The organism is Ruegeria sp. HKCCD6157, assembly GCF_013110685.1.
GTDB lineage: Bacteria > Pseudomonadota > Alphaproteobacteria > Rhodobacterales > Rhodobacteraceae > Ruegeria.
Genome location: NZ_WVRB01000005.1, coordinates 206,509 through 222,351 on the forward strand (window position 1 = coordinate 206,509; position 15,843 = coordinate 222,351).

A 15,843-nucleotide genomic window follows, 5' to 3' on the forward strand; every position below is an offset into this window, starting at 1 on the left:
TTTGTATTGCCCATGCTTTGTCTTTTGGTCTCCATAGCGGTCCAAGCGACAGAGTAAGGCCTATTGATGACCACGCCCAAACCAACTCCTGTAGAACCTGATCTTGCCCTGCCCAAAACCGTTGATGTCGTGGTCATCGGCGGCGGAATCATCGGCGTTTCAACCGCGTTGGAACTGGCAGAGAGGGGCGCTTCGGTTCTTGTGTGCGAAAAAGGGCAGATTGCAGCCGAACAAAGTTCACGCAATTGGGGTTGGGTCCGTCTTGGGATGCGGGACCCAAGAGAGATACCCCTGATGCAGGAATCGTTGCGCATCTGGCAGACGCTCGATGACCGGCTGGACCGCAAGACAGGTTACACCCGATCCGGTATCCTTTTTGGCGCATCCGGCAGGCGGGATGCCGGCAACATGGAACGTTGGTTGCACCATGTCGAAGGATTGCAGACCGGCGCGCGGATGGTTTCGGGCGGTGAGTTGGCAGACCTTTTGCACGGCAACCAATCGGGCTTTGAAACCGCTTTGTACATGCCGCAGGACGGTCGTGCCGAACCGCAGTGGACAGCCCCCGCCATCGCCGAAGCTGCGCGGGCTCGGGGCGCAGTGATCATGACGAATTGCGCCGTGCGCAGTGTGGACGTTCAGGCTGGACGTATCGCTGGTGTTTTCACCGAGCGCGGCAAAGTTGCCAGCGGCCGCGTCGTTCTGGCCGGGGGTGCGTGGTCGCGCCTGTTTGCAGGCAATGCGGGGATCGAACTGCCGCAGCTGAAGGTTCTGAATACGGTTCTGCGCACATCCCCCATCGCAGAGGGGCCCGAGGTGTCGTTGTGGTCGGATGATTTCGCAATCCGAAAACGGGCCGATGGCGGTTACACAATTGCATCCGGCCATGAGAATACCGTGGACATCGTGCCGGACAGTTTTCGATTGGCGATGCAGTTCCTGCCGGCTTTTGTGCAGGAGTGGAAATCTCTGCGCTTTCGCTTGTCCAAACGCTGGACGATCGAAGCACAACAGGACCGGAGATGGCTGCCAACCGATGTGACGCCGTTCGAAAAGTGCCGGATCCTGGACCCTGAGCCGTCTCAAAAAGCACTGCGACGCGCCTGGGCCAGTGCATGCAAGGGATACCCCGCTGTGCAAACAGGCGAGATCGTACAAAGCTGGGCAGGTATGATCGATGTGACGCCGGATGCGATTCCCGTCATCTCGGGCGTGGATGATCTGCCGGGAATGTACATTGCCACGGGGTTTTCAGGCCATGGCTTTGGAATCGGCCCCGGGGCGGGGCGGCTGATGGCTGATCTGGTTGCCGAAACAACGCCTTGCGTGGACCCGGCCGCCTTTCGCCTGTCGCGGTTCAGTGACGGTTCAAAAGTGCGGCCGGATCCGGGATACTGAACGCTCAGCCCATCATCTGGTAGCTGACCGGGACAAAGCGAAAGCCTTCTCCACGGGTCTCAACATACCCGGCGCCGGGGAAGGGCATGTGATAGCCGACCATTGGCACCTTGTCGGCAGCCAGCATGCCAAGAACATCGCGGCGTGCGGCAGTGGCTGCGGCCTTGTCCATGTCAAACCGGACTTCCCATTCGGGATGGGCGAAAGACCAGACATAGTGGTTGGCCAGATCCGCCGTCAGCACCAGACGTTGCCCGTTGCTTTCCAGATGGTAGACCGTGTGGCCCGGTGTGTGGCCATGAGCGGCCACTGCGGTAATGCCCGAGGCAACCTCGCCCCCGTCTTCGACAAAGGTCATTTTCTCGGCCAGCGGTGTGACTTTTTCAGCGACCAGATCGCCCACACGATTGCCTGCGTCCTGCGCAGCCCAGAAATCATATTCCGGAGATGCCGTCACGTAGCGCGCATTGGCGAAGGTGGGCGCGCCTTCGGTGGTCATGCCACCGATATGGTCAGGGTGCATATGCGTTATCACGACCACATCGATCTGATCCGGGGTCACGCCCGCATCTGCCAGCGCGGCCTGTATGCCACCTTGCCCCAGACCGGTATCAAACAGAACCAGCTCTGATCCCGTGTTGACCAGTGAGGGGGTAAAGAAAAACTGTGCGACGTCTGCCGGAATGAAGTTTTCAGCCGAAACCTTGGCAAATTCTTCGTCCGTCGCTCCGCCCCCAAAAATCTCTTTGGCTCCGTCGCGGGGAAAGCTGCCATCCAGCAGGGTCGTGACCGTGAAATCGCCAATATGAAATGACCTGGCGATGGTCGAGTTTGCTTTGGTTTCCGGGCTGGCGGCCAAAACCGGGGCGGCCGCGGCTGCAAACGGCAAGGCGGCGGCACTTCCCAAGGCAGCGCGGCGTGTTAGTTTCATTGTCATCTTCGTTCTCCCTGTCAGGACATCATTGGTTCAGTTAGGGCGTCGAGAGGCTCTTGCCAGTTTATACGCCATTCAGATGGGGTGCATGGGTGAATAATACGTGTTAATTTTTGTTCATGGCGCGATCAGACAACAAGACAGTTCCGACAGATCAAAGCGTCGAGAATTTCCTGAGAACGGTTCAACCGGCGCGCCGTGCTGAAGACGCGCATCAGCTTGACAAATTGTTTCGCGCCACCAGCGGGTTCAAACCGGTCATGTGGGGCCCGTCGATCGTCGGGTATGGCCGCTACCATTATCGCTACAAATCGGGTCGTGAAGGCGACTTTCTGGCAACCGGTTTTTCGCCGCGCAAATCAGCTTTGGTGATTTACATCATGCCGGGTTACGCAGATTTTGCGGATCTCATGGCCAGATTGGGAAAGCACAAGCTGGGCAAGTCCTGTCTGTACGTCAACAAACTGGCGGATATCGACACGGGCGTTTTGCGCGAACTCATTCGCGCCGGACTGGACGACCTCGACAGGGTGTGGCCGGTGAAACCGTTCTGAATCACCTGATGGATCAAGCGGCGGCTGGACAAAAACGCCCCCATGTGACAAGAGCCGCGCCAACAGGAGACACCCATGACAACCACCCGTTTCGCCCCGTCGCCCACCGGTTACATCCATGTGGGCAACCTGCGCACCGCCCTGATGAACTATCTGATTGCCCGCAAGGCAGGCGGTACGTTCATCCTGCGCATCGATGATACCGACCCCGAGCGGTCGAAAGAAGAGTATGTCGATGCCATCAAGCAGGACCTGGAATGGCTGGGTTTGCATTGGGACCGGGTCGAGCGTCAGTCGGACCGTCTGGACCGCTATGCCGAAGCGGCCGACAAGCTGCGCGCGATGGGTCGTTTGTACGAAGCGTTCGAAACGCCGACCGAGCTGGATCTGAAACGCAAGAAGCAACTGAACATGGGCAAGCCGCCGGTCTATGACCGCGCTGCGCTGAACCTGTCCGAGGCCGAGAAAGAGAAGCTGCGCGCCGAACGTGGCAACGGCGTCTGGCGCTTCAAGCTGGATCATGAACGTATCGAATGGAATGACGGCATTCTTGGCGACATCTCGATTGATGCGGCTTCGGTTTCCGATCCGGTTCTGATCCGTGGCGATGGCCAGGTTCTCTATACGATTGCGTCGGTTGTGGATGATACTGAAATGGGCGTGACGGATGTCGTACGGGGTTCGGACCATGTGACCAACACGGCGACGCAGATCCAGATCATCGAGGCGCTGGGCGGGCGTTGTCCGCGTTTTGCCCACCATTCTCTGCTGACTGGTCCGCAGGGTGAGGCATTGTCGAAACGGCTAGGCACGCTGGCCTTGCGCGATCTTCGCGAACAGGGTGTGCAACCGATGGCATTGCTGAGCCTTATGGCGCGTCTGGGCTCGTCTGATCCGGTTGAGCTGCGCTCGGAAATGGCCGAGCTGATCGAAGGGTTCGATGTAAACCGGTTTGGCGCCGCGCCGACCAAGTTCGATGTACAGGACCTGTTTCCGCTGACCGCCAGGCATTTGCAATCGCTGCCGCTGTCCGATGTGGCCAGTGCCGTTGCGGATGCAGGTGTTCCAGATGAATTGGCAGAACCTTTCTGGGCCATGGCCCGCGAAAACATCACCACCCTGGCCGATCTCAAGGGCTGGTGGGAGCTGTGCCGTGATGGGGCCGATCCCCTGATCGCTGATGAAGATCGGGAATTCATTGCCCAGGCGATGGCTTTGCTGCCCGAAGGTCCGTTCGATGGTGATACGTGGGGCACCTGGACCAAAGCCGTGAAAGAGGCAACCGGTCGCAAGGGCAAAGGCCTGTTCATGCCACTGCGCAAAGCGTTGACCGGCATGGAGCGCGGCCCGGAAATGGCTGGGCTGATGCCGTTGCTACAGGTGATCCGCGCGCGCGGCTAACGTGGTGGCACACCAATTTTCTGGGCCACGTCATCGGCGTGGCCCATTTTTGTTACGCCGGCTGTACGAACCGCACCGATAAACTTGTCAGGCGGTCATCGATAAAATCACGTTCGACAGGTTTGAGTTGCTGATGGCGTGGATAACGCGGTTCGGCGCGATCATTCAGGATCGGGGCATCCCAGCCTGTTGTCGTCTCAAAGAAACGATCCGCGCCGTCTTCGCCGAACGCCCGCAAGTAACCCTGCACGACAACATCGATATAGCTGAGCAGCAACGGGTGGTGATTGCTGGGCTGGCTGTGCCGATCCTGCGGGACGGCGTAGACAGCTATTTCGACATCGTGCGTCAAGGGATGTGAAACCGACTGCGTTGCGGGAATTCGGTCATACGCCCATTCCCGTTCATCCAGCGCGGCCCAGTCATTATTGGGAACATGCGCAATCATGCCTTCGATCTCTGACTTCGGGTCGGGCACGGCAGTCAGAAACGCCACGGGTCGCAGATCGGTATGCCGCCATGCCCGCCGCCAACCCTTCAGTCGCGCGGGGCGTGGATCGGGGAAATCATGCGTCGCGAGGTTCACGAGGCTGCCATAGCCAAAGAAATATGGGTCGGCCATCCAAGAAGTGTCCTTTGGGTCGATTGATGTATGTCAAACCGCTTTTTTCCCGGACATGCAATAAGGTTGCATCTTGAATTTAGGGAGGCCCTCATGCGGATTACCAAAAGGACGAATATCGCTGTGCGCCTGTTGATGTATTGCGCAGCTCACCCGGACAGGCTGGTCACGAAATCCGAAATCGCCGAAGTGTGCAACATTTCGGAAAACCATCTGGCGCAGGTGATCAATCAGCTGAGCCAGCTGAACTATCTGAGCACGCAGCGCGGTCGAAACGGTGGCATGTCGCTGGCGCGCCCCGCGGATCAGATCCGCATCGGTGCGGTGTTCCGGCATGTTGAAGGGGCTTTGCCCATTGCCGAGTGTTTCGCCGACGCTGACAACACGTGCCCGCTCACGGATGCCTGCCGGCTGAGGCTTGCGCTTCAGGACGCGGCAGAGGTGTTCTATGCGTCCCTCGACGATGTTACCCTGGATGCGCTGGTATGTGACAATGATCCGCTGCTGAGGCTCTTGCAGCCCGTGGCCTGCGTGCGCTGATTTCAATCGCTCGCGCGCAATATGCGCGCCGGACGCACCGAAAGTGGACGCAGGGCAAATGCCAGCCCAGCACATACCGTGACGCCTATCCCGGCCAGTACGATGCCGAAGGCCGATGACCAGATGACCGTGAACTCTGTGTCGAAGATGTAGGTGGCAACGGCCCAGCCGCCCAGAATGCCAACGAACAGCGCGACGCATCCCGCGGCGGCCCCAAGCAGAACAGATCGCAGGCCAAAGCTGCGCAGGATACTGCCACGATCTGCACCCAATGTCCTGAGGATCGCTGCTTCGTATCTGCGGGCAGGTTCGCCCGCCGCCGCTGCGCCGATCAGAACCAAAAATCCGGTCAGTAGCGATACTCCTGCACCGTACGAGGTCGCTGCGGCGATACCTGCCAGCAGGCCCGAGACGCGATCAATGGCGTCGCGCACCCGGATGGCCGTGATATTGGGGAACTGGCCCGCAAGATCCCGCAGGATGGCCGCCTCGGCCTGTTCTTCGGCATAGACCGTCGCGATAAAGCTGTGCGGCGCACCGGCCAGCGCAGAGGGGTTCATCGACATGACAAAGCCCATTCCCGCGGTAGAGAAATCCACCTCGCGCAGGGACGTCAGCTCTGCCGTGATGTCACGCCCCAGGATATTGACGGTCAGTTGGTCGCCCAGGTTCAGGCCCATCTCTTTGGCTTCTTCTGCGGAAAAGCTGACTTGGGGTGCACCTGCGTAATCTTCGGCCCACCATTCCCCTGCGGTCAGGCGTGCGTTCGGCGGCGGTTGAACCGAATAGGTCACGCCGCGATCCCCTTCCAGCACCCAGTGATCTCCGGCCACGTCCCGAGCGGGCCGGCCGTTGATCTGCGTGATGATCCCGCGCAACATCGGCGCGCTTTCAATGCGGCTGACCGCGGGGTCGCTTTGCAGGCGTTCGGTGAAGCCGGGCATTTGATCTTTCTGGATGTCCACAAAGAAGTACGACGGCGCAACATCCGGCAGGTTGCCCGAAATGGCGTTGCGCAGGGTCCCGTCGATCTGCCCGACCGCAGCCAGCACCGACAGGCCCAGCCCCAGTGACAGAACCACAGATCCTGCACCTTCGCGTGGGTCCGAGATGGCCGACAACGCCCATCTGACTGTGGGTCGCCCCCGGGCCAACGAAGTCCCAGCCCGGGCCAGTTTGCGAATGGCATAAGCGGCGAGGGTCAACAGCGCCAGTGCACCGACAAGCCCGCCGCCGGTCCAGACAGTAAACCGCGTCGAGCCGCTGAACCATGATGCCAGGGCGATCAGCAACAACAGCCCGGCACCGGTTGCCACGACGTAAATCAGACGTGGAAAGGGGCGGGCCGAGCTCAGCGCGTCGCGAAACAACGTCGCGGCGCGCACATCTTCGGTGCGGGCCAATGGCCAAAGGGTGAACAGGAACGCTGTGAGCAGACCGTATATTGCTGCCTCGATCAGCGGCTGTGGATAAAGGGAAAACACTGCTGGAACCGGCAATTGGCTTTCCAGCAGCGGGGCCAGAACAAGCGGCGCCAATCCACCCAGCGTCAGGCCGATCGCGATCCCGAAGACGGACAGAACGCCAATTTGAATCATGTAGGTTTGAAAAATGGTGGCGCGATCGGCCCCCAAGGTACGCAGAGTCGCAACCGTTTCTGTCTTCTGCGCCAGATAAGCACGCACGGCGGCAGAAACGCCGATGCCGCCGACGGCAAGCCCGGACAGCCCGACAAGGACAAGAAATGCACTCAGGCGATTGACAAACTCGGATATCCCGGGGGCACCGTTGCGTGCATCCGTCCAGCGCATTCCCGTGCCTTCGAATGCCGCATCAGCCCTTGCGGATACCTCTGAAACATCTGCGTTCCGGGGCAGGATCATCCTGTACTTTGTCGAAAACAGCGTTCCGGGTTCCAGCAGACCGGACGCCTGCAACGCCTTGGTTCGAACCAGAGTGCGCGGCCCAAGGCCAAACCCATCCGCCGCGCTGTCGGGCTCGTCCAGCAGGGCAGCCCTCAGGATGAATTCTTGCGTCCCAAGTGAAAACCGATCACCGACGGACAACCCAAGCCGGTCCATCAGCACAGGTTCCATCACGGCCCCGGGCAAGCCGAAACTGCCGTTCAGGGCGTCTTCCAGCGGGATCTCGGGTTCCAGCCGTACCGAGCCGACAAGTGGGTACGCGTTGTCGACTGACTTGACCTGAGTCAGCGCTCGTTCCGGACCTGTCGCGCCGGGCACAACGGCCATCGAGCGGAAATCGACAACCTCGGACATCTGGACGGATGTCTGTTGCATCCAGGCGCGCTCTGCCTCATCGGCAAAACGATAGGTGAATTCAAGTTCGGCATCGCCCCCCAGCAGCGAGGCCCCTTCTTGCGCAAGCCCAGCCTGTATGGCCTGCCGCACCGACCCGACGGCCGCGATGGCGGCGACCCCCAACGCCAAACAGGCCAGAAAGATCCGAAAACCGCTCAGGCCTCCGCGTAGCTCGCGGCGGGCGAGCCGCCCGGCCATCCGCAGGCTCATTCCGCGGCCTCCTGCCGGGTCTCTTCGGCGATCCTGCCGTCACGCAACCGAACGACCCGATCACATCTTTCGGCCAATGAATGGCTGTGGGTCACCAGAACCAGGGTTGCATCGTATTTCCGGCGCAGACCAAACAGCAAATCAACAATTGCGGCCCCGTTGGTTTCGTCCAGGTTCCCGGTCGGTTCATCAGCCAACAGGATTTTGGGGCGCGGCGCAGATGCTCGTGCCAAGGCAACACGCTGTTGTTCTCCGCCCGACAGTTGCGCCGGGTAATGATCGCGACGGTGCGACAGGCCAACGGCGTCCAGCTCTTGCTCGGCCCGGTCGAACGCATCCTTGTGCCCTGCCAGTTCCAGTGGGGTTGCCACGTTTTCAAGCGCGGTCATCGTCGGGATCAGATGGAAGTTCTGAAACACCACCCCCATACTGTCGCGCCGAAACCGGGCCAGAGCGTCCTCATCCATGTCGGTAAGGTCTTGACCCAGCGCCATGATTTGACCGTGCGTCGCCTGCTCCAACCCCGCCATCAACATCAGCAGCGAAGACTTGCCCGAGCCAGAAGGCCCGATAAGCCCCAGCGTCTCGCCCTTGTTCACAGTCAACGTAATGTCATGCAGAATATCGACCCGCCCGGCATTGCCATCCAGGGACAAAGCGGCATCTTGGAGGGCGAGAACAGCAGTCGTCATGGGTCTACCCGAAAAAGGAGCGGTCTTTTGGGATATGGAGCGATCACCACGTTGCGCAAGGCTTTGATGGCAGGCCTTTTCACGTGGTGCGGTTTTGCGGCCACAGCCGAACAAGTGGTGATTGCGGCTTTGGGGGACTCGCTGACTCAGGGCTATGGGCTGGTGGAGGAAAGCGGGTTTGTTCCACAGCTTGAACGCTGGTTGCAGACGCAGGGCGCGGATGTCCGCGTCATCAACGCAGGCGTTTCGGGTGACACGACGGCGGGCGGGGCCGCACGTGTGGACTGGACCCTGACACCGGATGTGGATGGCATGATCGTTGCCCTTGGCGGCAACGACCTGTTGCGGGGGATCGACCCTGCCGTATCAAAGGCCAATCTGCGCAGGATCCTTGACGTGGCGCGGGGCGTGAATGTACCGGTTCTGCTGATCGGTATGCAGGCGCCGGGTAACTACGGGGCCGATTACAAGCAAGCTTTCGACGGAATGTACCCAGACTTGGCGAAGGAGTTCGACGTCCTCTTCGCCGCCAGTTTCTTCGAAGGGCTTGCGGCCGAGGGCGATCCCGGTGCGGTATCGCAGTTCATGCAGCCGGACGGAATACATCCAAACGCGGATGGGGTGGCAAAGATCGTTGAATCACTGGGGCCGTCCGTTCTGAAGCTTGTTGATCAGGCGGGGCAAGCGGAATAGGCGCCCATCCATGGGCACCTAGACGACCGTGACAACTGTTCCGATCGGGACCCGGTTGTACAAATCGATCACATGCTCGTTCAGCATTCGTATGCACCCGTTGGACACCGCCCGGCCAATGGTCTGCGGCTGCGTCGTGCCGTGGATGCGGAAATAGGTGTCGACACCGTTCTGGAACAGATACAGCGCGCGCGCGCCCAGCGGGTTATCTCCGCCGCCGGGTTGGACATAGTCGTTGTCCTTGAATTTGGCGTAAGCGACGGGATCACGTTCGATCATCTCATCGGTCGGGCGCCAGGTCGGCCATTCCTTTTTCACATCGATGGTGGCCGTGCCGGTAAACTCCAACCCCGCTTTGCCGACGCCGCATCCATAGCGGATCGCCTTGCGAGGTTCCGTGACGAAGTAAAGATAGAACGACCGGGGCGCGACCAGCAGCTGACCAGGTACGAACTGTTTCTTGATGCGCACGAATTGCGGTGTCGGATCATACTCGACCGCTTTTTTGGCGCTGGCGATGCCCGGCAACATGCTGGCCGCCGTTCCGGCCAGAAAAATACGGCGTGTAAACATCGAAACCCTCGTCGAATGACCAATGAAACTGAAACCAATTTCATCATGATACGATATTTGGTCAATTCTAGGGCAGACATCACGTGGACGTGATGTGTCCTGCCTGCCACCCGAGGTGGTAGCGGGAAAGGGGCGAGGGGAATCCCCTCACCCGATATCAAGCTCAGGCCAGCTGGATGCTGTCGGCGCTTTCGCGGCCGTCACGACCGGCGCGCAGCTCGTACGTGACTTTCTGGTTGTCGGCCAGACCGGTCAGGCCCGAACGTTCGACAGCCGAGATGTGTACGAATACATCTTTGCCGCCCTCTTCCGGTGCGATGAAGCCGAAGCCTTTGGTGGTGTTGAACCATTTTACGGTGCCTGCTGGCATATCCGTGTCTCCTGTTTGAGTGCTGCCCACGGAGTTGCGGCAGCCTGGCGTCGTCGGTCTGTATCGATAGACTGACTGCCGATGAAGGAGACAGTAGGTCGAATAGAAAAACGTAAGCTCTTTGCATATGGCATCGGGGCGGGGGTGTGACAAGGGATTTTGTTTGATTTGTGCAGGGGCATGAGGGATTTCCGCCGTGTCCACAGGCCCGGGGAGGCTAGTTTTCTTTCACGGTGCCGCAGCCTTGCCCAGCATCGACGAACAGGTTGGACGGTCGCTCTTAGTTATCACTGATGCCGTGCAGAGTGGTGTTCATGTCACCAGATGGTCACTGCCTTTTTCACTGCAATGCAGGGCGCGATGCGGGTTGTGTCAATCGCGATCGCTTTCCCGTTCAGGCGTGGGCGATCAAGCCAGTCACGATCGGGATGAAGGCACCTGAGTCGCGCCTGCCTTTGCACCGGCAGAATACCGGTTTGTGACGCGCGCATTCTCTGTCAACATCACGCCCGAGAAAGTCGTCGCGATGGATGGAGCCTGTCCCGCGCCATACGCCTGCCGTTGACGCAAGGCATGCGCTGCGATTTCAGAAACGAAAGTGCCGGGCATGCCTGTTACCCATAAAGTGCGCGGGCCTCGGCAAAGGACAAAAGACGACGGTTCTTCTCGTCCCACAGGTGAAGCCGCGCATTGGCGAGGCTTTCCCGGATGGTCATCCGGTTGCTGTTCGCCAGTTCTTCATGATCGCGCAGCACTTCGGTCAGACGATAGAACGGAATGCGGCTGTAGAGGTGGTGTACATGGTGGATGCCGATATTGGCACTGAACCACTGCAACACCGAGGGCAGGATATAGTGCGAACTTCCGTGCAGCGCCGCTTCATGCAGTTGCCAGTCTGCATCCGCGTCCCAATGCGTGTTCTCGAACTGGTGTTGTACATAAAACAGCCAAACTCCGGCCGTTGCGGCAATCAGAGTCGACGGCAGGAAGATCAGCAACATCGGCATCAGCCCGCCAAAATAGTAGATGGCCACAAGGGCAACCAGAATCGCAAGATTGGTCGCCATCGCGCTGACCCAGAACCTTACGCTGTCTGTCAGACCCAGCGGAAGGCGGTTTTGAAACAGAAACAGATAGCCAGGGCCAAGCACGAACAGAGTAATAGGGTTCCGGTACACGCGGTACCAGAACCTGTTCAGTGGTGTTTTGGCGCGGTATTCAGCCACGGTCAGGGTGTGGACATCGCCCATCCCGCGCTTGTCCAGGTTGCCGGAACTGTTGTGATGCGTGGAATGCGTGCGGCGCCAGACATCATATGGTGTCAGTGTCAGAACTCCGATGCCGCGCCCGATCCAGTCGCTGACGGCCCGGTTTTTGAAGAATGCGCCGTGCCCGCAATCATGCTGGATGGCAAACAACCGCAACAGAAAGGCCGCATTGAGGGCGGAAATCACAAAGGCCAGCCAATAGCTGACTGAAAGTGACATCCAGGACAATGCCCACAGTCCGAAAAAGGGGACAATGCTTACGCCCAGCTCAAAAGCGCTGCGCATTTGGTCCGGTTCGCGATATTTGGCAAGCGTTGTTACCCAGTCACGTGCGGCGGTGGTCTCCGGCTTGTCGCGGAGCGAGAGAGAGGGTTCAGTCATACGCCTGCCAGTCTAGTGTTTGTAGGCCACCGGATAGACGACCACCCCGACATAGCAAGCGGTTTTTCTTAAAGGCGCTGCATTTCACGGTCACTTTTCGGTCAAAGGCCGGCAGAGGTGCCCTTTGCGTAACACCTGGCTCAAGACCTCATGCCGGCGTCCCGGGGCGCAGGGCAATCTACAGGCTTGTCAAGTGCGGTTATCGGGCCTATACGCCTGCGGTGGCTTTCCGCCACGAGAATCAAAAACCAAGAAATGCCGTGTTTGGCCCATCACGCTTCGGGGTCATATCCGGCTTAGGAGAAGCGACATGAAACTGAACGAACTGCGCGACAATCCAGGCGCCAGCCCGAAACGCACCCGCGTTGGCCGTGGTCCGGGTTCCGGCAAAGGTAAAATGGGTGGCCGTGGTATCAAAGGCCAGAAATCCCGTTCGGGTGTGGCCATCAATGGCTACGAAGGCGGCCAGATGCCATTGTACCAGCGTTTGCCCAAGCGCGGCTTCAACAAGCCGAACCGCAAGGAATTCGCCGTTATCAATCTGGGTCTGATCCAGAAATTCGTCGACGCCGGCAAGCTGGACGCTTCGGCTGCGATCACCGAAGACGCTCTGGTTGCGTCCGGTCTGGTGCGCCGCAAGCTGGACGGTATCCGCGTTCTGGCCAAAGGCGAAATCAGCGCCAAGGTGAACCTGGAAGTGACCGGTGCTTCGAAATCTGCCGTCGAGGCAGTCGAGAAAGCGGGCGGTTCACTGAAGGTCACAAAAGCTGCTGCGGCAGAGTAATCGCTTGTGAGCGGGCAAAGACCCGCTTACATAGACCTCAGAGTTTTCCAAGACGCCGTCCGAGCCGGAAAACGGTTCCGGGCGGCGTTTGCATAAGAGAGACCGATTTATGGTATCAGCAGCAGAACAAATGGCAGCCAACACAAGCTGGGCTGCTTTGGGCAAGGCCACCGATCTGCGCAACCGCATCCTGTTCACGCTGGGTTTGCTGATCGTCTATCGTCTGGGCACCTTTATTCCGGTGCCGGGGATTGACGGAGCAGCTTTGCGCGAATTTATGGAACAGGCGGGGCAGGGCATCGGCGGCATGATTTCGATGTTCACCGGCGGGGCGCTGGGGCGGATGGGTATCTTTGCCCTCGGCATCATGCCTTACATCTCGGCCTCGATCATCGTTCAGCTTCTGACATCCATGGTTCCCGCGCTCGAACAGCTCAAGAAAGAGGGCGAGCAGGGGCGCAAGAAGATCAACCAGTATACCCGGTTCGGCACCGTGGCTCTGGCCACCGTTCAGGCTTATGGTCTGGCCGTTTCGCTGGAATCGGGCGATCTGGCGACTGATCCGGGGCTCTATTTCCGCATGTCGACCATGATCACGCTGGTTGGCGGCACAATGTTTCTGATGTGGCTGGGTGAACAGATCACTGCACGCGGGATCGGCAACGGTATCTCTTTGATCATCTTCGTCGGCATCATTGCCGAGGTTCCGGCTGCTCTGGCGCAGTTCTTTGCAAGCGGCCGCAGCGGTGCGATCAGCCCTGCCGTGATCGTCGGCGTGATCATTATGGTCATCGCGGTCATCACCTTTGTGGTGTTCATGGAGCGCGCCCTGCGCAAGATCCACATTCAGTATCCGCGCCGCCAGGCCGGTATGAAAGTCTACGAAGGCGGCTCAAGCCACTTGCCGGTCAAGGTCAACCCTGCGGGTGTTATTCCGGCGATCTTCGCCAGCTCGCTGCTGCTGCTGCCGGTCACGATCTCGACCTTCTCGTCCGGTGCTGCCAACGGGCCGGTCATGTCGTGGCTGCTGGCCAATTTCGGCCCCGGACAGCCGCTTTACCTTCTGTTCTTTGCCTCGATGATCGTGTTCTTCGCCTATTTCTATACGTTCAACGTGTCGTTCAAACCGGATGATGTGGCGGACAACCTGAAAAAGCAGAACGGTTTTGTGCCCGGCATCCGGCCCGGCAAGAAAACCGCCGAGTATCTGGAATACGTGGTCAACCGCGTGCTGGTGCTGGGTTCAGCCTATCTGGCGGCGGTCTGTCTGCTGCCCGAAATTCTGCGGGGCCAGTTTGCCATTCCGTTCTATTTCGGCGGCACCTCGGTTCTGATTATCGTCTCTGTGACCATGGACACGATCCAGCAGGTCCAGAGCCACCTGTTGGCGCATCAATATGAAGGGCTTATCGAAAAGTCCCAGCTGCGCGGCAAAGGCAAGAAACGCGGCAGAAAGGGAGCTGCTCGTCGATGAACATCATTCTTCTGGGCCCCCCGGGGGCAGGCAAGGGAACGCAGGCGCGTCACCTGGTAGAGACCCGCGGGATGGTGCAGCTCAGCACCGGGGATATGCTGCGCGAGGCCAAGACCAGCGGAACCGAAATGGGCCAGAAGGTTGCTGCGATCATGGACGCGGGCAAGCTGGTCACCGATGAGATCGTGATCGGCCTGATTGAGGAAAAACTGACCACCGAAAAAGGCGCCGGTTTCATCTTTGACGGCTTCCCCCGCACGTTGGCGCAGGCCGACGCGCTGTCGGCTCTGCTGACCAAGCTGGGCCAGTCCCTGCACACCGTGATCGAGATGCGCGTGGATGACGATGCTCTGGTGGAGCGGATTACCGCACGGTCAACCTGCGGCGGATGCGGTGAGGTCTATAACGACAAGACCAAGCCGATCCCGGCTGACGGCAAGTGCACCAACTGCGGCAAGGAAAATGACTTCGTTCGTCGCGCCGACGATAACGAAGACAGTCTGCGCACGCGGTTGATGGAGTACTACAAGAAGACCTCTCCGCTGATCGGCTATTACTATGCCAAGGGCGATCTGCGCCCCGTGAACGGGCTGGCGGACATCAAGGAAGTCACGGCGTCGATCGAGGCCATTCTCGGCTGATTTCAATATGGGCTTGACGGCACCGCCAAAAGCCCATATCGACCCCCATCCCTAAAGGGAATCAAGACCGCGTGCGGGATTCGTCCCAACCGCCCCGACCACCTCGAATAATGCTGAACCCTCTGGCCACACTGCCACGGTAAAGCGTTGTGAAAAAAGGTTCTGGAGTTACGGAACCGCAACGAAAAGGAAAGTGACACGTGGCACGTATTGCCGGCGTAAACATCCCGACTGCAAAGCGGGTACCTATCGCCCTCACATATATCACCGGTATCGGAAACACCTCGGCCAAAGCGATCTGCGAAGCCGTGGGCATTGAAGCGCACCGTCGCGTCAACGAACTGTCCGACGCCGAAGTTCTGGCCATCCGCGAGCACATCGATGCAAATTTCACCGTTGAAGGTGACCTGCGTCGCGAAGTTCAGATGAACGTCAAGCGCCTGATGGACCTGGGCTGCTATCGCGGTCTGCGTCACCGCCGCAACCTGCCGGTTCGCGGTCAGCGTACCCACACCAACGCTCGTACCCGCAAAGGCCCTGCAAAGGCCATCGCTGGTAAGAAGAAATAAGGGAGGGTCTGACCGATGGCACGTGACAAGACTCGCGTTAAGCGCAAAGAGCGCAAAAACATCGCATCGGGCGTTGCCCATGTGAATTCGACCTTCAACAACACCAAGATCCTGATCTCGGACGTACAGGGCAACGCCATCTCGTGGTCGTCTGCCGGTACCATGGGCTTCAAGGGATCGCGGAAATCGACCCCCTACGCCGCTCAAATGGCTGCCGAAGACGCAGGCAAGAAGGCGCAGGAACATGGCGTCAAGACGCTGGAAGTCGAAGTTCAGGGCCCCGGTTCGGGCCGTGAATCGGCACTGCGCGCGCTGGCTGCCGTGGGCTTCAACATCACGTCGATCCGCGACGTGACACCGATTGCTCACAACGGCTGCCGTCCGCCGAAGCGTCGTCGCGTCTAAGCGATTTTGAATT

17 protein-coding genes are annotated in these 15,843 nt (G+C 59.3%); 10 read left to right on the plus strand and 7 right to left on the minus strand.

Annotation, left to right across the window (positions count from 1 at the left end):
- The first annotated feature begins 66 nt into the window (after positions 1-66).
- The gene (locus GS612_RS16140) at positions 67-1,398 is read left to right on the plus strand and encodes an FAD-binding oxidoreductase (RefSeq protein ID WP_171641722.1); all 1,332 of its coding nucleotides are present in this window, start codon (positions 67-69) and stop codon (positions 1,396-1,398) included.
- A gap of 4 nt (positions 1,399-1,402) precedes the next feature.
- Here GS612_RS16140 and GS612_RS16145 read toward each other — a convergent pair whose 3' ends face one another.
- Entirely contained in the window at positions 1,403-2,335 is a 933-nt protein-coding gene (locus GS612_RS16145) for an MBL fold metallo-hydrolase (protein WP_171641724.1), read from the minus strand.
- 116 nt (positions 2,336-2,451) lie between these two features.
- Here GS612_RS16145 and GS612_RS16150 point away from each other — a divergent pair, with 116 nt between their 5' ends.
- On the plus strand, positions 2,452-2,886 hold the full coding sequence (locus GS612_RS16150) for a DUF1801 domain-containing protein (RefSeq protein ID WP_171641726.1): 435 nt from the start codon (positions 2,452-2,454) through the stop codon (positions 2,884-2,886).
- 75 nt (positions 2,887-2,961) lie between these two features.
- Positions 2,962-4,287 carry a glutamate--tRNA ligase gene (gene gltX, locus GS612_RS16155; RefSeq protein WP_171641728.1) on the plus strand — a complete coding sequence of 442 codons (1,326 nt, stop codon included), beginning with the start codon at positions 2,962-2,964 and terminating at the stop codon, positions 4,285-4,287.
- 52 nt (positions 4,288-4,339) lie between these two features.
- Here the strand turns inward: gltX and GS612_RS16160 are convergent, their stop codons facing one another.
- Positions 4,340-4,909, minus strand: coding sequence for a gamma-glutamylcyclotransferase family protein (locus GS612_RS16160; protein WP_171641730.1), 570 nt, complete (start codon positions 4,907-4,909; stop codon positions 4,340-4,342).
- A 93-nt stretch (positions 4,910-5,002) separates the two neighbouring features.
- On the opposite strand from GS612_RS16160, the gene GS612_RS16165 reads away from it, so the two are divergent.
- The gene (locus tag GS612_RS16165) at positions 5,003-5,449 is read left to right on the plus strand and encodes an Rrf2 family transcriptional regulator (RefSeq protein WP_170346430.1); all 447 of its coding nucleotides are present in this window, start codon (positions 5,003-5,005) and stop codon (positions 5,447-5,449) included.
- A 2-nt stretch (positions 5,450-5,451) separates the two neighbouring features.
- Here the strand turns inward: GS612_RS16165 and GS612_RS16170 are convergent, their stop codons facing one another.
- On the minus strand, positions 5,452-7,980 hold the full coding sequence (locus tag GS612_RS16170) for an ABC transporter permease (RefSeq protein WP_171641732.1): 2,529 nt from the start codon (positions 7,978-7,980) through the stop codon (positions 5,452-5,454).
- The gene (locus GS612_RS16175) at positions 7,977-8,672 is read right to left on the minus strand and encodes an ABC transporter ATP-binding protein (RefSeq protein WP_171641734.1); all 696 of its coding nucleotides are present in this window, start codon (positions 8,670-8,672) and stop codon (positions 7,977-7,979) included. The genes GS612_RS16170 and GS612_RS16175 overlap by 4 nt, the downstream gene beginning before the upstream one ends.
- Before the next feature lie 66 nt (positions 8,673-8,738).
- Between GS612_RS16175 and GS612_RS16180 the strand changes: the two genes are divergently transcribed.
- Entirely contained in the window at positions 8,739-9,365 is a 627-nt protein-coding gene (locus GS612_RS16180; RefSeq protein WP_171641768.1) for an arylesterase, read from the plus strand.
- An 18-nt stretch (positions 9,366-9,383) separates the two neighbouring features.
- On the opposite strand, the gene GS612_RS16185 is transcribed toward GS612_RS16180, so the two are convergent.
- From GS612_RS16185 to GS612_RS16200, 3 genes are all read right to left on the minus strand, one after another.
- Positions 9,384-9,938 carry a L,D-transpeptidase gene (locus tag GS612_RS16185; protein ID WP_170346434.1) on the minus strand — a complete coding sequence of 185 codons (555 nt, stop codon included), beginning with the start codon at positions 9,936-9,938 and terminating at the stop codon, positions 9,384-9,386.
- A gap of 163 nt (positions 9,939-10,101) precedes the next feature.
- Positions 10,102-10,308 carry a cold-shock protein gene (locus GS612_RS16190; RefSeq protein ID WP_152456904.1) on the minus strand — a complete coding sequence of 69 codons (207 nt, stop codon included), beginning with the start codon at positions 10,306-10,308 and terminating at the stop codon, positions 10,102-10,104.
- Between the two features lie 614 nt (positions 10,309-10,922).
- Positions 10,923-11,957, minus strand: a complete 1,035-nt coding sequence (locus GS612_RS16200; protein WP_171641737.1) for a fatty acid desaturase — start codon at positions 11,955-11,957, stop codon at positions 10,923-10,925.
- 310 nt (positions 11,958-12,267) lie between these two features.
- Between GS612_RS16200 and rplO the strand changes: the two genes are divergently transcribed.
- The 5 genes from rplO (at position 12,268) to rpsK (ending at position 15,830) form a co-directional block, all read left to right on the plus strand.
- The gene (gene rplO, locus GS612_RS16205; RefSeq protein WP_152456906.1) at positions 12,268-12,741 is read left to right on the plus strand and encodes a 50S ribosomal protein L15; all 474 of its coding nucleotides are present in this window, start codon (positions 12,268-12,270) and stop codon (positions 12,739-12,741) included.
- Positions 12,742-12,850: 109 nt separating this feature from the next.
- Positions 12,851-14,215 carry a preprotein translocase subunit SecY gene (gene secY / locus GS612_RS16210; RefSeq protein WP_171641739.1) on the plus strand — a complete coding sequence of 455 codons (1,365 nt, stop codon included), beginning with the start codon at positions 12,851-12,853 and terminating at the stop codon, positions 14,213-14,215.
- A complete protein-coding gene (locus tag GS612_RS16215) occupies positions 14,212-14,856 on the plus strand; it encodes an adenylate kinase (RefSeq protein WP_152456908.1) in 645 nt (214 codons plus the stop codon). The genes secY and GS612_RS16215 overlap by 4 nt, the downstream gene beginning before the upstream one ends.
- Positions 14,857-15,056: 200 nt before the next feature.
- Positions 15,057-15,425, plus strand: coding sequence for a 30S ribosomal protein S13 (gene rpsM / locus GS612_RS16220; protein ID WP_008757392.1), 369 nt, complete (start codon positions 15,057-15,059; stop codon positions 15,423-15,425).
- A 15-nt stretch (positions 15,426-15,440) separates the two neighbouring features.
- Entirely contained in the window at positions 15,441-15,830 is a 390-nt protein-coding gene (gene rpsK / locus GS612_RS16225) for a 30S ribosomal protein S11 (protein WP_008757289.1), read from the plus strand.
- The last annotated feature ends 13 nt before the right edge of the window (positions 15,831-15,843 follow it).

Bases quoted from the DNA above. Each gene is read 5' to 3' on its own strand.
- GS612_RS16200 (WP_171641737.1), bottom strand. From the start codon at position 11,957: ATGACTGAACCCTCTCTCTCGCTCCGCGACAAGCCGGAGACCACCGCC.
- GS612_RS16160 (WP_171641730.1), bottom strand. From the start codon at position 4,909: ATGGCCGACCCATATTTCTTTGGCTATGGCAGCCTCGTGAACCTCGCG.
- rplO (WP_152456906.1), top strand. From the start codon at position 12,268: ATGAAACTGAACGAACTGCGCGACAATCCAGGCGCCAGCCCGAAACGC.
- gltX (WP_171641728.1), top strand. From the start codon at position 2,962: ATGACAACCACCCGTTTCGCCCCGTCGCCCACCGGTTACATCCATGTG.
- GS612_RS16190 (WP_152456904.1), bottom strand. From the start codon at position 10,308: ATGCCAGCAGGCACCGTAAAATGGTTCAACACCACCAAAGGCTTCGGC.
- GS612_RS16180 (WP_171641768.1), top strand. From the start codon at position 8,739: ATGGCAGGCCTTTTCACGTGGTGCGGTTTTGCGGCCACAGCCGAACAA.
- GS612_RS16170 (WP_171641732.1), bottom strand. From the start codon at position 7,980: ATGAGCCTGCGGATGGCCGGGCGGCTCGCCCGCCGCGAGCTACGCGGA.
- rpsK (WP_008757289.1), top strand. From the start codon at position 15,441: ATGGCACGTGACAAGACTCGCGTTAAGCGCAAAGAGCGCAAAAACATC.
- secY (WP_171641739.1), top strand. From the start codon at position 12,851: ATGGTATCAGCAGCAGAACAAATGGCAGCCAACACAAGCTGGGCTGCT.
- GS612_RS16145 (WP_171641724.1), bottom strand. From the start codon at position 2,335: ATGACAATGAAACTAACACGCCGCGCTGCCTTGGGAAGTGCCGCCGCC.
- GS612_RS16150 (WP_171641726.1), top strand. From the start codon at position 2,452: ATGGCGCGATCAGACAACAAGACAGTTCCGACAGATCAAAGCGTCGAG.
- GS612_RS16165 (WP_170346430.1), top strand. From the start codon at position 5,003: ATGCGGATTACCAAAAGGACGAATATCGCTGTGCGCCTGTTGATGTAT.
- GS612_RS16175 (WP_171641734.1), bottom strand. From the start codon at position 8,672: ATGACGACTGCTGTTCTCGCCCTCCAAGATGCCGCTTTGTCCCTGGAT.
- GS612_RS16140 (WP_171641722.1), top strand. From the start codon at position 67: ATGACCACGCCCAAACCAACTCCTGTAGAACCTGATCTTGCCCTGCCC.
- GS612_RS16185 (WP_170346434.1), bottom strand. From the start codon at position 9,938: ATGTTTACACGCCGTATTTTTCTGGCCGGAACGGCGGCCAGCATGTTG.
- GS612_RS16215 (WP_152456908.1), top strand. From the start codon at position 14,212: ATGAACATCATTCTTCTGGGCCCCCCGGGGGCAGGCAAGGGAACGCAG.